The following is a 15,655-nucleotide window of genomic DNA, read 5'->3' on the forward strand; positions in this document are numbered from 1 at the left end:
GTTAGTATAGATAGCAATAAAATAACCCTTGGAACAAGGGAGTTAGCTCGGCTGTCTTAGGACGAATTCGTTAGCTACCAAAAGTAACGACTAACCGAGAAGCCCCCACTTCAAACAGTCCGTTAGGGCGTTAAGTGGCGGGTAGTTCACAATACTAAAGGGATTTCTATTTTGATAAAAGATTTAACATTGAAGTGGCTACAAAATAGTAGAGATAAGGTTCAGAAAGCGTACAAAAAGTATGTTAGTTTATTGAAAAAATCTCTACAGGGGGCGTAGGGAAAGTCTAAGGGTATTGAAGAATTGTCGATTCTAAAAGTAACGGACTTCTTGAAATATAATAAGTTCAACATAAAATTCGTTGAAACCGTATATAATAATGTTGGATTATTGCTTCTAAAGCACCGGCATTTAAAGCTAGAAAAGAATTAAAAGAATCTGTGAAATAATTATACATAGTAAAAAAGGGTTTGATATTCATATCAGATCCTTTTTTCATTATTAGTTTAGTATAATTGCTCATCGTAGCTACTTAACAAGAGTTTAGAAACTAAATATTTTTCGGGTACTACAATCTTAACCTAATAATTTTCTTAGTTTTTGGTATTCACTTTCCCAGCTTAACGGACATGAGGCACTATATCATCAAAAGAAAATTAGATGTTTTTAGTATTAAATAAAATTAGTAGCAATACTATCTAGGTTCTTTAAGAAAACCAAATGAGAGAGCAACATTTCAAAGGGTATCTTGTGATATAACTAAGTAGAATTTTAAGCAAGGGGATGATGAGATGAATAAATTGAAGGGGAAAATTGCAGTAGTAACAGGGGCTAGTAGAGGAATAGGCCGAAGCATTGCCTTACATTTGGCACAGGCTGGTGCGTTAGTCGTTGTTCACTATAGTAAAAGAAAAGAAGAAGCAGAAAGTGTAGTGGATAAAATTAAACAAGATGGCGGTTCCGCATTTGCGATTAGTGCAGACTTAAGTACCTTTAACGGTATTAATAAATTGTATTCAATGATGGATCAATCTCTTCAAAAATATATAGGCGATACTACATTTGATATTCTTGTAAACAACGCTGGAATTGGGCAGATTTTAACGTTAGAGGAATCTACAGAGGAGTCTTTTGATGAGGTTATGAATATTAATGTGAAAGCTCCATTTTTCATTATTCAAAAGGCTTTGCCACGTTTAAAAGATGGAGGCCGGATTATCAATATTTCGTCTTTTGTCACACGGGTAGCCTCCCCAAGTGTTTTTGCCTACAGTATATCTAAGGGAGCAATTAATACACTCACTCATACTTTAGCACAACAACTTGGTGCCCGTGGTATTACAGTAAATGCAATTCTCCCGGGTATAATTAATACAGAAATGAACGCTGAGACATTGGGGAATAGAGATGGGCAAAAATATGCCGCAGGTTTATCGACATTTAATAGGTTGGGAGAACCTAATGATATAGCTGATATTGTAGGTTTTCTTTCTTCATCAGACAGTCGTTGGATAACTGGTGAGTTAATTGATGCAAGTGGTGGATCTTGTTTATAATGCTAGAGGAAAAGCCGACTTAAATAGAGTGGGATTTGCAACTCTATTCTTTATTTGTTAAAACACCGAACTACACACCATTTATTAGTTCTTACAAAAAACAGCTTGAAATAAGGCAAAATGTATTAAGTCAATCAAGATAGAGAAGCAATTATGCTGTAGTAGGATTAGTAGTAAGTGTAAATAGTAAAAATGCAATGAATATGCACAATTTCATATATAAATAGGTACTTTTTGTTAACTCTTTCACAGAAAACGAAATGTATGAAATTAGTATGATAGAATCAATTTGTATTAAATACAAAGGGGATGAGTGTATGCTAAAAAGAATGATTTTAGGAGTTTCATCATTAGTAGTGGGAGCAACAGTTGGCTTAGCGACTGATGTATCCGCAGCACCTGCACCACCATTAACATCATTAAATGTGGTAAAAGTTGAATCTCAATTAGGCGGGGTTGAATTTATTGGTCCTAATAATTTAAGTACAGTTAAAGATCATGGAGGGAGCTATTTATACATTTATACAAATGAAATGGGATATGGTAGAAATCCAATTGCTCAAATGAGTGGTCAAAAACTAAAAAAAGTAGATTCTAAGATGATTGATATAAATGGGGATAGAACAGTGGATGGATGGGAATATAAATGGGATGCTTCAGGACAGCAAAATGGGCAATTTAAATATCAAAATACATCTACAAATGCACCTTGGAATACATTATCTACGTCATTAAATATTAAATAAACTAACAGAAGAATGCGATGTTATTTTTTTATGTTTGTTATATATGTAATGTATAGATACCTAAAGGAGTCTACGTTTTTAAGTAGGCTCTTTCTAACTAATGATAAGATATCAGCAAATTGATAAACTATTTTGTCTAATCGACAAACCGAAGTTTACATAACATTTTTCTAGTAAACAATTCTGGGTTTAATAGTGTAATCAATAACGAAAGGAAATCTTTTATAAAATCAATTAAGTTATTTAGTGGGTCTTTCATCATAAATATCTAAAACTACATATTTATGAAATTTTATAAAATTTTCACTTTATATTTAGTCCTAAATCATACGATTTTAATACAAAATACTATAATTTGATTAATAATAGCAGTGTAAAAAACATTAAATATATTTAGATTTTAGAGCTAATGTTACTTTATTACATAATTTGTTTAAAGGGATATATAGGGTTATTATTCAATGTAACTAAAATAATTTAAAAGGAGATAGGAAGTTATGTTTAAAGTAAAAACAAGGGGAAAAATAAAAAGAATTGTTATGGTTTCAACGGCTTGTACCATGTTGTCAATGTATGGAGCACCAATTTCTAGTACAGAGGCAGCAACCCGATCGCATGCCCCATCAGTTTATGTAACACCACAAAATACTGCTGCTTCAGATATTATTAGTATAGACTGGTCACCAGTCCAAACAGCACCTTATACGTATTGGGCTGTGCATAACTGGAATCAGGGAGGGGAGGGTGGTGGTTATGCGGGTTTCCAACAACAAAGTGGTTTTGATCAATTCGGTAAACGTACCCTTCACTTTGCACTTTGGGATCCAATAGCATCAAACCAAGCAATAAAAGCTGAATATTTATCGCCGACTTCAGAAGCCAGCAGATTTGGTGGAGAAGGAACAGGTCTGAAGGTACAAACAACTTATAATTGGAAAGATAGTGAATGGTATAGAATGACTCTACGCTCTTGGCAAGAAGATGGCCATACAAAGTTTGGCCAGTGGATAAAAGATAATACATTAAATCAATGGAAGTTAGTTGTTATTATGGATCATCCAGTTACGAATGTTGCATTTAACTATGGTTTATCGATGTTTCAAGAGGACTGGGCTGGTAATGGACAAGATGTAAGAGAAGCACGTCTTAAGAATGGATACAGCAGAAAAGTTTCAGATAAACAATGGAATTCTTGGAATAATCAGCGTATCTCTGGGCAACATGATACGTCCTATCAATACGATGGAGGAGCAACTTCAGAATATCTATGGGTTAGGGCAGGAGGAAATACTCAATCAACTATTGGTACTGGAAAAACGTTTAATATAAATCAGCCTAGTCAACCAGAAATGGGAAATTTAGATTTTGATATCCAAAATACTCGCTTTGAAGCTGGAAAATTAAATGTTTCATGGAAATTGAAAGAACAAAGTACTCCACAGTTTAAAGGGAAAATTGAAATCTATGACAATGAAAAGTTAGCGGGACAACCTTTAAAAGTAATTGATAATATTAAGTCCTACCAAACTGAGGTAAGTCAAACTATGCAATTGCCTCAAACAGCTTTTGCTAAAATTACATTAACAGATATATTTGATCGAACTGTAGAGAAAAAAGTAGGAATTACAAATGGAAATTCTGATATTTTAGTAGGGAATCGATTTGCATGGTCCCTAAAAGGAATTAGTGATTTTGAGTTTGCAAAAATCAATTTCAATAAGTCGACAGAAGAAATGCAAATTGACTTAAAAGCAGGCGTACCGCATCATTATTTTAATGAAACGTATGCGAGTATTAAAGTACAAAATGCATCAGGAAAAGTAGTATATAATAATGACATTTATGGAAACAAACAACAAAATGCTGAAACCCAAACAGTGCCCGTAAAAGTGGGAGATTACATTGAATTAACTCATATAGAAGGAGACGCTGTAAAGGAAAAAAAACGCGCAACATTAATGAATCTTGAAAATAACAAAAATGAAACTATTGGAAAGACAGCAAGATACCAGGTTACAAAAGAGGGCTTAAAGAAAGTAGAAAAAATGCCAGAGACAACAATTCTAGATGGAAAACAATTTGCATGGTCATTAAAAGGATATAGTGATCGAGAAATTGCAAAAGTAGATTATAATCAAACAGCAGAAGAGCTGAAAATCAAATTAGAAGCTGGCGTACCGCATTCTTACTTCAATAGTACATATGCAAGTATTAAAGTCCAGAACTCGTCTGGTAGCGTTATGTACAATAAAGAAATCATGGGAAATAGACAACAAAATGCTGAAACCCAAACAGTACCTATAAAAGTGGGAGATTATATAGAATTTACTCATATAGAAGGGGATGCAGCTAAGGAAAAAACAAGAGCGACTTTAACTAACCTTGAGAATGGAAAACAGGAATATATAGGAAAGAAAAGAACATATCAGGTTACATCTACAGGATTAATAAGACAATAAATGTATAAAAAAGTTGGGGGAATCCTCAACTTTTTTGTCATTTTAGCCAAGAAGACTCCTTCCAAAAGGAACGCGAATTGAGTAGGTGAAGATGAATTGGTTTCGGGCAAGAGATGAAAGGAAGCTATCTTAATTGTTTGACATACATAAACAGTTACTCCATTGCCTTTCAAGTATATGCTTATTGTATAACAGACACATGCCGAAATGGAGCTGAAATGAAGGATAATTAATAAAACACAAGCAACTCTAATTGTAATAGTCTATGGGAACATTATTAAAATTGAACGATTTTAATAGAACTTTGTTAATAATTAGTTAAAAAAGTATTGTACGATTAAATGTTTTATGTTACATTTGTGTTACAAATATGTTAATTAACATTAAAATTATTTCATTTTTATTTCCTTCAATTTCTGTATTGTTACAAAAAGCTATAGATGTTTTTATGTGGATAGGAGTGTGTGTAGTAAAGAGCCTGAGTTTAAAATACGTGTACACTTTAAATTTCTTTTCTGTCTGAATGAAGAAGACTACCAACTAATTAAGGGGTTTAAAGTAACAACTTTAAATAAAATGTGCTTCCTTTCCCACACACACAAATTAGTACATATTTAAAGTACAGCCTAGTTGCTACACAGACTCTTGTACATATAAACATTAAAGTGAAATAGAGATAAAGATTTATTACATAAAAAGCATTACTTAGCTAAACGTAAAAATATCATCTGTGCATTTTTATGAAATGTTAAAATGCCTAGATGATATTTTTTTGAAGATTTCTTGGATATGTTTATGAATAACGATTTCTAATCTTTAATGATTTTTTACAACTAAAACATCCAATAATTTATGTAATTGAATTTATAAGGTGTATGTACATTCACTTATATAGGGAAAATGAGGTTTTTCATATGAAGTATGATTATAAAGTGTTTATATTTATTTGGACAATTATTTTATTATTTTTTCTACTTTATTATGGTTACAGTAAAATTTCTGACACCGAGCAAGTACCAGTCATAACGATCAAACAATAGAAGTACAAGATATTAGAAAAAACAAATAAGATAAAAATAGATACAGTAAAAAGTCTACGACAGGAAGTAATTAATCTTACTGTATCAGATGAAAATCTTAAAGTAAAAACGCCGATTCTATTAGAAGTGCAAAAACGTAAGGCTGTTACTTCGCGTATAGCTTAGTGGGTGCGTCAACCATCCATATGTATTCGACTTGTCGAGGCTTGTAGCTCACGTCGGATTCATCTGAGTGGTGGCTTCTTCCACAAGGAAGAATTGCTCTTTTTGAAAGGGTGGTGCAAGTGGGAAAGCAATAGTTCGTTGCTAGTACCAACCAAAAACATACTTGGGGTGTTACCATACGGTGGCATGAATTCTAGAGCGTCAAACTGTCTAGCGATAGAAGAAAAGACCTAGAGTTCTAACTCAAGCCCCCACTGAAACGCTTCATCTCAGTGGGGGTAGTTGACTTGAGTAGCATGCATGTGTCTGTTAACAGAGAATACACGTGACTAAAATGGAAAACTTTTAACCTATTTTTATTTATTCGTAACCTTTAGAGTTTCTAACACGATTTTCGTAGCGTCTGCAATAAGTGTATCATCGTATTCTGCATCTTCTTTATCATGATTAGAAAGGATGGAAAGAACAATCGGCTTTTTATTTGGTGGCCAAATAATTGCGATATCATTCCTTGTTCCATAAGATCCTGCACCTGTTTTATCAGCTACTTCCCATCCTTTTGGTACACCCGCACGAATTAATTTATCCCCAGTCGTATTTCTCTTCATCCAATCTACTAACAGTTCACGTTTCTCAGATGGTAGTACAGTTCCTAATGTAAAAGATTGAAGCGTCTTAGCGATTGCTTTTGGTGTACTCGTATCATGTGTTTCTCCTGGATTTACTTCATTTAATTCAGGTTCAAATCGCTCGGAGTTAGTAACAGTATCACCCATTTCCCTCAAGATTTTTTCAAATGCGGATGGACCACCTAACTTTTTAAGAATTAAATTATGTGCCGTACTGTCACTATATCGAACAGAAGCATCTGCAAGTTCTTTTAACGTCATTCCTGTATCCACATGCTTTTCAGTAATTGGATTATAATTAGATAGGTCTTTACGTGTATACGTAATTCTTTCATCAAGAGCTTCTATTGAATTCTGACGTAAAAGAGCTCCCACTGCTAATGATTTAGATGTAGAGGCAAATGCAAAACGATCATCTGCATGGTAAGCAACAGTCTGATTCGTACTTGTGTCCAGTGCGTAAATACCAAGTTTAGCGTTATATTCTTTTTCAAGTTTAGCAAAAGCATGATTACCTTTATTTTCTTGCTTAACTTGATTGGTTTGATTTGTTTGTTTATTTGATTCTGATTGCGTATTACTATTAGAACAGCCTATCAGTGTCGCGCATGAAAGTAATACGACAGGTACAATCTTTTTATAATGTGAATTGGTAAAGAACTTGTTTAAAACGAACATAAATTTTCAACCTCTTTCAAGAATATATGTTTTTAATTTAGTACTTCATACTGATGCGAGTGTAGAGAGCATACGATAACGATACTCTACAGCTTAAATTTTTCAGGTTACAGCACATTCAAAACGTTTACGGAATGAATAACCCAAAATTCAAGTGAAATATTTTTTTACTTTTTCACTTGCAATGAGTATCCCGTAAAAGTATGAAACTGGTAACATGTAAACGTAGTATTTCAATACACACCTTTTATACATCCTTCTCTTTTGCAAAATAATGAATCCTCTCATTTTTTTATTAACCGTATAAATAGGTGTCCAGCGGAGATAGGTTGTATCCAATTTGGACATCTATTTTCAGGAATACACGTAATAGACATTCTAAGTAATGCATTTGTTCCACTTTTAGATGAAGAAGAACTTGAGTATGGTGAAAAAATATTATGAATTACTATATAGAAACCTAGTTCGGTAAAGGAAAGTAATCGTGTAGCATTCTTTTTGCTATCTCCTCAAAAAATACGCTCACTGACTTTATAAACTGTATTTTCAGAAACATTGCAAGCGTGTAAGACAAATGAAAGGTAATTCAATATGAGAAAAACAACCTTACTACTACAATGAAAAACAGAAACATGAATAAAAATCATGTGTTACGATATAAAATTTAATTTGGTACTTAATAAATTTGACCAAGTATTCTAGTTTCAATAGGAGAAGCCGAAACAGATTAGTTGTGAATGGTACATGACTCGTATTAAAAAAATCATAATGTGGGCAGATATCTTCTATCAAATCTTATTCGTAGTGTGTACATTTGGAGGGAATTTCTCATATGAAAATAGTAAAAGTAAATGATCTTAGTAAAGAATATACAGGAAAGGTTCCACATACAGCACTTTCAAATATAGACTTAACAATTATGGAGGGGGAATTTGTTGGGATAATGGGACCTTCGGGAAGTGGGAAAACAACATTATTGAATATGATTTCTACTATTGACGCGCCAACATCAGGCAGTGTATGTATTCATAATCAAAATCCGTATCAACTCTCCTCTGATGATTTGGCCTTATTTCGCAGAAAGCAATTAGGATTCGTTTTTCAATCCTTTAATCTGCTGCATACCTTAACAGTAAAAGAGAATATAGTTCTTCCACTCGTATTAGATGGCATGAATGTGAAAAGAATAAATAAACAAGTAGAATCTATTTCGGAAAAATTAGGAATCAACGAAATTTTAAATAAGCGAACATATGAAATATCAGGAGGGCAAGCACAGCGAACAGCGATTGCCCGTGCACTCATTCACTCTCCTAAATTGGTTCTTGCCGACGAGCCGACAGGAAACTTAGATTCTAAAGCCTCTCAAGATGTGATGGAACTATTAACACTATTAAACAAAGAAGAAAAGGCAACAATGATGTTAGTAACGCACGATCCAGTTACTGCAAGTTACTGTGACCGCATAATTTTTATTAAAGATGGCCAGTTATGCAATGAAGTTACTTGCAAAGATGAGCGTCCATTATTCTATAAAAAAATTATGGATAGTCTTTCTATGTTAGGGGGGAATAAACATGACTTTTCGACAACTCGCATTTAATAATGTTTTACGAAATAAAAGAATATATCTTGGTCATTTTTTTAGTAGTACATTTGCGGTATTGATTTTTTTCACTTATGGACTACTTGTCTTTCATCCGAACCTACAAGATGAGCTGACTCATCTAAGTACCATCATGAGTGCATTTGGAAAAATAGGATTTCATTTATCCTATTACTTAATCTTTGTTTTTTCTTTCTTATTTATTTTCTATTCTGTTAGTGCATTTTTAAAAAATAGAAAAAAAGAGTTTGGATTATTAATGTTACACGGAATGTCTAATAAGCAGCTTTATCGATTAATTTACTTCGAAAATATGTTGATTGGAATCCCTTCAATCGTAGTAGGCATTGGACTAGGAATGGTTTTTTCTAAATTGTTTTTATTGATTAGTGGGTCTTTATTAGGGATAGAGCAAACGTTAGCATTTTACTTTCCAATCAAGGCAATGGTAGTAACAGCAATGTCCTTTTTTATTTTATTTCTACTTATTTCTTTGTTTACATCAAAAATGGTGAAAATGAATGAACTTGTAGAACTCATAAAATCAGATGAAAAACCAAAAACTGAGCCAATAGTGTCTGTTTATATATCCTTGTTGGTCATTATTTTATTTGGAGCGGGTTACTCCTGCGTTCACCACAGTATCGCCGCGGTCGATTACATGCGTTTAAATCAATTATTCCTACTCGTAGGAGTAGGAGTCGTATTCATTGTATGTGGGACCTATTTTTTCTTTACTCAATTGTGTGTATATGTGTTATCCGCTTTAAAAAATAGAGAAACTACATTCTTTAAAAGAACCAATCTCCTTGTTATTTCAGAATTAATGTATCGCATGAAAGATAATGCGAGAACCTTTTTTATCGTATCAATTATATCTGCAGTATCTTTTACAGCAATTGGAGTTTGTACGGCTATTGCAAATCCTGAATTGGCTAAGCATGAGACTCCATATGCATTTACCTATCGTTCAGATAAGGGGAATATAGAAGAAAAAGCTCATATTGAAGAGATAAAGAAACAATTAGAGGAATCTGGATTTTCATATAACCTTGTAGCAACAGAATTTAAAAGGACATTAGACGGATTGGCTTTGATTAATCTTTCTGCGTATAATGAATACGCTAAAAAATTAGGGTATGAAATAGAGAAATTAACAAATGAAAATGATAGCATTGCTATACGACTTAATAAGAAAGAGAAAAGTACAGAGCATCTGAAATTTTTTGAAATAAATCATGGTGAACTCGAGATTCCACTTTCTGTACAAAAAACAGTGTATATCCCAGAGTTAGCCATGATTGATAACCCTGTTATTGTTTCTGATGCTGTTTATAATAAGGTCCTACATGTTCAAGAAGAAGGCGTACTCCGAGATTACACGATTTACGGTTTTATCGTTAAAGATTGGTCTGAAACAAGTGCGATTTCGACAAGTCTTAAGAAGTTCATTGGTACGAATCAAGAAGACTATTATAAGTTTTCATCACTGTATTTAAGATGGATTGAAATGAAACAACAAAACGGACTACTTTCTATTTCAAGTGTAATGGTGGGGATTGTATTTTTCGTGTTTACGTTAAGCTTTTTATATTTCCGGCTATTTACTGATTTAGAACGCGATCAAGAGCAATATGAAATGATCTCAAAATTAGGTTTAAGTAAAAGAGAGTTAAAGCAAATCGTGACAAGACAAATGATGTTACTATTTTTCCTGCCGATAGTAGTGGCTATGCTTCACAGTAGTTTTGCATTTCTAACGTTTCATCAATTAGGACAAACAGTAAGTAGGGAAATGTCTGTTTTACAAAGCTCAATTGTAGTATTAGTAAGCTTTATTTGCATTCAAATGGTTTACTTCTTTATTATTAGACACCACTATTTAAAACGTATACGTACAAAAATGCATTCATAAACCTTTATTTATAAGAGCCATTCTCAGTTATGAGGATGGCTTTCCTAATTTTAAAAAAATTAACTAACATGGTTCTAAATTTTTGTTATGGGGATAATTTAAAACCTTAAGCTGATTGTTGTGTGGTGAGAACTCATTAAGTAGAAATACGCTGTAGTCATTAAACAGTGGCAAAATACGCGTATATTATCACTATATTAAATCCTTGAAAAAATGACTAATCGTCTAGTATAGTCAACTGTACATCTGATTAATAGTCGTGTAAAATTTTATATGTAACTAAATCATTATAATTAGATATGTGAGTGACTTGGGGGAGACTACAAATTATGGAATCAAAGAAATTTACATTTACCGAGAAAGTACAATCTATTAAAGGAAAGACAGCTGCAAAGTATGGGGCAACAGTTCTTCTATTCTTTGGGCTGACATCTTGTTATAACCAAAAAACCGATAGATTATCATCACAAGTAGAACGTTATCAAGCAGAGTCAGAGAAATTAGCCAAAGAGTATGATGAATTAGAAATTAATTACATTAAGCTGAAGGCTAAACTAGATGCGATAGAGAATCTACCCGAGGAGAAACCTGCAGAAGTTGATGACACTGAAGAAAAACCTGTTGAGAAGGTGGAAGAGACGCTGATTCAAGATAAGGAGCCAGAGAAATCTGAAGAGGAAACACTCAAAGAGGAGCAATATGCAGCCCGAGAAAAGAAAGCATATGCGAATCTCAATTCTCTAGGAAGTTTAGAAGCGCAGGAGACATACAAAGAACTAATTAAGCCGAAGCTTTCGAGATGGGCTAGTAAGGATATGTTACAAGTAGCTAAGGAGGGTGTAAACTTTATTGAGATAGATGATAGTAACCTGCCATGGACAGATGTTACCGAGCTGAACGGAACAAGTACGAAGCATATCTATAAGAGTGGATTCGACCAATTAGAGATTTCATACAACTTTGACGGGACCATTACAAAATCTGAATGGAAAACAGGAGTGAATAAATAAGATGAAAAACTTAATGTCTACACTTACATCGTTAAATTTTGATAAAACTGTTATCGCATACTCGAACGGGATTCAGGTCTTTAAAGGAACATTACAGGATTATTTATGTCCCACCAAGAGAAGCGAGCACTGAAGGTAACAACATTCCGTATCTGCACCAAAGATGGGAACTAATATGTCTACATTTGAAAGATTACAAGAAGCGTAATCTTATAGCAGTAAGCAACATTCATGATATTAATGCAAGTAGAAACCCACTTGTAGTTACAAATCTAATTTAGATTATTGAAGATTGTTTTAGTGCAGCAAAAAATGTAGAACCCCATATCCATCAACTTAAGGATTTTATAACGCCCTCAAATAAGATTTTTGTACATTTTTACCCAGAAATATCAATTTTACTGTTTTGGGTTGTTTTTTCACTAGCTTGATGAATATGGGGTACTGACACATCGCTATTAACTTAAAAATTAATTGTTTCCCAAAACGAAAAAAGAAACATAGAAGTGAAAAATCTCTGTGTTTTTATTTTATTATAGAAGCTATTTTGAACGTAAGTAATTTGTAAGGAATAGGTAAGAAAAAAGAGATTTTTAATGTGTAAGATCAAAATATAAGGAGGTGTGTAAGGCGGAACAGATATGACTTATATATGAAAAACAAACCAGTAACAAGAGTGTTTTAAGCAAAAGAACTAATTTCTGGCGTTAACATATATGTGGAAGAAGAGGGATTTACCGTTTGCTAAGACAGAATAGCGTCCGTAAAAATAATAATTATGAATATGATTACGAATTCAATTCTGACTTTTTGTCATTGGTGGAGATAACAGCTGTGTGATTAATACGAAACAGCAAGCAACTAACTATACAATTTAAAAAAAGGAGTGGGGTGCTTTATGAAAACACGCAGTAAAATTACATGTGCAAGTCTATCATTTTTAATAGCTGGAAGTTCCCTGTTATACATAACACCAGCCTCAATTGTAAAAGCAGAACCCACGCAAAATGTATCTAGTTCGTTACAAACAAGTAATCAAAGCGATCGTACTTCCGTTAAGAAAGCAATGCGGGATGCACTCCAACTTGGATACCCTGGAATACTCGCTCAAATTTCTAAGGGTGGTAAAAATTGGAGCTATGCCGCCGGGATAGCGGATCTGAGAACCAAGAAACCAATGAAGGCAGATTTTCGCTTTCGCATTGGTAGTGTGACGAAAACATTCATTGCAACAGTACTACTTCAATTAGCTGCAGAAAACCGCTTGAATTTAGACGACTCCATTGAAAAATGGTTGCCTGGTGTTATTCAAGGAAACGGATATGATAGTAACCAGATTACTATCCGGCAGATATTGAACCATACAAGTGGTATCGCTGACTACATAAAGTCAAAGGACTTTGATATTAAAGATACAAAAAAAGCGTATACAGCTGAAGAATTCGTAAAGATGGGGATTTCTCTTCCCCCAGACTTTGCTCCAGGAAAGGGTTGGTCTTATTCAAACACGGGATATGTATTATTGGGTATCCTTATTGAAAAAGTAACTGGAAACAGCTATGCGGAAGAGGTTGAAAATCGAATTGTTGAACCGCTTGAATTGTCGAATACATTCCTACCTGGCAATTCAACGGTTATTCCAGGCACCAATCATGCCCGAGGATATGAAAGATATGACGGAGAAAGTGAGCTGAAAGACGTTACTTATTCTAATCCAGGTAGCTCGGATGGTGATATGATTTCTACTGCTGACGACTTAAATAAATTCTTCTCTTACTTGCTCAGTGGCAAATTACTGAAGGAACAGCAACTAAAACAAATGCTTACTACAGTTCCTACAGGAACAGAAGTAATCGATGGATATGGTCTTGGAATCTTTGAAACAAAACTTCAAAACGGTGTCTCGATATGGGGACACTCAGGAGGTGTCCCAGGGTTTTCTACTTTTGCTGGAGGTACACTTGGAGGCAAGCATACAGTGGCTATCAATTTGAATGGCCATAAAACTAGTCGTTCTGATCCTTTTAAAAATATTTTACTTGCTGAATTTAGCAAGTAGGTAAAAAGGAAAAACAGATAAAATTTCCCATAGTTTTTATAGTTAAAAATATAACTTTCTGGTTCCAAAAAACAACTTACTCTCAAAAAACTAGGGGGTAAAACAAGTTCTTAGCTTGATGGACATGGGGTACCGCCACACATCCATCAACTTAAGGTATATTTTCAAACAAAATGCGGTCTTTCCATATAGTTTTTTATTATCTTTTGTAGATTTTATAAAAGCGGGCATATCAAATAAACCCTGACGGGTTTCAATTTTTTACTATGCTACCTGATGAGTAGAAGTGGTATACTCATAGACAACACCCAAAATATCAAAGACTGTCTTTTTCTCGTATCGATGAGATTTTCGTCCGTTGTGCTGTAGGAGGTTAAACAGACGAAGGAGAACCTTTGATAATTCTTGGGTGTTTTTGTGTAATGCTTGGTAAAAAAGTGAAAAATAATCCTTAATTATGTACATCGCTTTATATTCACTTAGCTCTTTCTGTTTCTTACGTAATAGGAGTTCTCGCATTTTAAACATAGTAGAAGAACATAATAGAATACTAATGAGTTGCCCATAAAGATGACATTCTAATCGCTCTTGTTTAATAGATTTACAACGATGAATTTGAAACCAAGATTTCCATATTTTAAATAACAGCTCAATTTGCCAACGTAATGAATATAGGTCATAGATTTTCTCTTTTGGTACCCATTCCGTAGGAATGTTTGTCATATATACCGTGATACCTTGTAAAAGCTTCGTGCGCTCTGTATATGTAATCCCTTTTTTCTTTTCACGAATAGCTCGGTCACGTAAGCGTTTCTGTTTTTGCTCCTCGGTACATCTATAAACTACAATACGAGTAGGCAGTTTGTCTTTACTCCCTACATATACATCGTGTAATTCATAAACTTGGCCAGGTTTTAATTGTTTCATAATGTCTTCCAAATGAATTTGTATATATACTGGTTTCAATTGAGGAGGTTTTGTTTTAAATACTACTGTTTCGAACTCTTTTCTATATATTTTAGTCGGTAACTTAAGACGGGATAAATAATACCCCTGCTTGTCTTGAATAGACTTAAAGTCTTGTAGACGAAAATATCCTAAGTCACGGATATACAGCTCATTCTTTTGTATCATGTCTGTTCGAGTCGCACCATACGCCTGATCACTTCGTTTTCCTGGTTCAATTTTCACATCAGAAAACTCTCCACTCAACAAGTCATACTCTAGTTGAATTTTCACACCAGCTTTATGACTACATCCTCCGGCACCAGGATACATAGCTGCGAATCGATCTGGAACTTGAAAGGTTGTAGAATCAAGGATGCGAATGCGCTCAAAGTAGGAAGAAAGAGAATGAGAAATCTTAGATACGCCTCCAATCTTAGCTTGTAGAAGTGTAGTAAATACAGTACGAAAAAAGGCTACAGAAGCCGAGTTAAATCGCCGATTAAGTCCTTCCGGACTTAATAAAACTCCTGTTGAAGTTTCTAATTGACTACATAGTTGGGTAAGAGAGGTAGTAGCGACTTGTTGATTTAGCCATACACACAAAGATAAAAAATGATGCCCGTGGCACTTCCGTTTTCGTTTCATCCCGCCTGCTTCTATAGCTAATTGATTAAGTGTAGCGGGAGACATATATCGATATAACTCTTCGGCAAATAAAGACAACTCTTGCTTTTGATGCATATTCATAAAAAGCACGTCACCCTTTCTCATTAATATAAGAAAATAGTAACGCGCTTTTAATTTCAAAAATAGCCCGAATCCTTAAGTTGATGGATGTGGGGTA

Annotated in this window: 9 protein-coding genes; 7 read left to right on the forward strand and 2 right to left on the reverse strand. The window is 34.0% G+C overall.

All coding sequences use genetic code 11. The annotated features are described in order from the left end of the window. The first annotated feature begins 791 nt into the window (after positions 1–791). From EBQ15_RS30170 to EBQ15_RS30185, 3 genes are all read left to right on the forward strand, one after another. Positions 792–1,556, forward strand: coding sequence for an SDR family oxidoreductase (locus tag EBQ15_RS30170; RefSeq protein WP_001037518.1), 765 nt, complete (start codon positions 792–794; stop codon positions 1,554–1,556). Positions 1,557–1,816: 260 nt separating this feature from the next. Beyond that, positions 1,817–2,302 (forward strand): DUF4879 domain-containing protein, encoded by a 486-nt coding sequence (locus tag EBQ15_RS30175; protein ID WP_002001753.1) that lies wholly within the window; start codon positions 1,817–1,819, stop codon positions 2,300–2,302. A 497-nt stretch (positions 2,303–2,799) separates the two neighbouring features. Continuing rightward, a complete protein-coding gene (locus EBQ15_RS30185) occupies positions 2,800–4,761 on the forward strand; it encodes a DUF3472 domain-containing protein (RefSeq protein WP_000477431.1) in 1,962 nt (653 codons plus the stop codon). A gap of 1,561 nt (positions 4,762–6,322) precedes the next feature. On the opposite strand, the gene blaIII is transcribed toward EBQ15_RS30185, so the two are convergent. Continuing rightward, positions 6,323–7,273, reverse strand: coding sequence for a class A beta-lactamase BlaIII (gene blaIII, locus EBQ15_RS30195; protein WP_000497839.1), 951 nt, complete (start codon positions 7,271–7,273; stop codon positions 6,323–6,325). An 832-nt stretch (positions 7,274–8,105) separates the two neighbouring features. On the opposite strand from blaIII, the gene EBQ15_RS30200 reads away from it, so the two are divergent. The 4 genes from EBQ15_RS30200 (at position 8,106) to EBQ15_RS30215 (ending at position 13,863) form a co-directional block, all read left to right on the forward strand. Continuing rightward, positions 8,106–8,876: an ABC transporter ATP-binding protein gene (locus EBQ15_RS30200; RefSeq protein ID WP_000706742.1), complete on the forward strand. Its 771-nt coding sequence runs from the start codon at positions 8,106–8,108 to the stop codon at positions 8,874–8,876. Next, entirely contained in the window at positions 8,851–10,794 is a 1,944-nt protein-coding gene (locus tag EBQ15_RS30205) for an FtsX-like permease family protein (protein WP_000144201.1), read from the forward strand. Before EBQ15_RS30200 ends, EBQ15_RS30205 begins: the two co-directional genes overlap by 26 nt. 329 nt (positions 10,795–11,123) lie before the next feature. Beyond that, on the forward strand, positions 11,124–11,804 hold the full coding sequence (locus EBQ15_RS30210; protein ID WP_000444115.1) for a hypothetical protein: 681 nt from the start codon (positions 11,124–11,126) through the stop codon (positions 11,802–11,804). A gap of 898 nt (positions 11,805–12,702) precedes the next feature. Then, a complete protein-coding gene (locus EBQ15_RS30215) occupies positions 12,703–13,863 on the forward strand; it encodes a serine hydrolase domain-containing protein (protein WP_000857813.1) in 1,161 nt (386 codons plus the stop codon). A gap of 264 nt (positions 13,864–14,127) precedes the next feature. Here the strand turns inward: EBQ15_RS30215 and EBQ15_RS30220 are convergent, their stop codons facing one another. Next, the gene (locus tag EBQ15_RS30220) at positions 14,128–15,558 is read right to left on the reverse strand and encodes an IS4 family transposase (protein WP_001055923.1); all 1,431 of its coding nucleotides are present in this window, start codon (positions 15,556–15,558) and stop codon (positions 14,128–14,130) included. Positions 15,559–15,655 lie beyond the last annotated feature (97 nt).

The sequence above is a fragment of the Bacillus sp. 2D03 genome (assembly GCF_003946765.1).
Taxonomy (GTDB): Bacteria; Bacillota; Bacilli; order Bacillales; family Bacillaceae_G; genus Bacillus_A; species Bacillus_A cereus.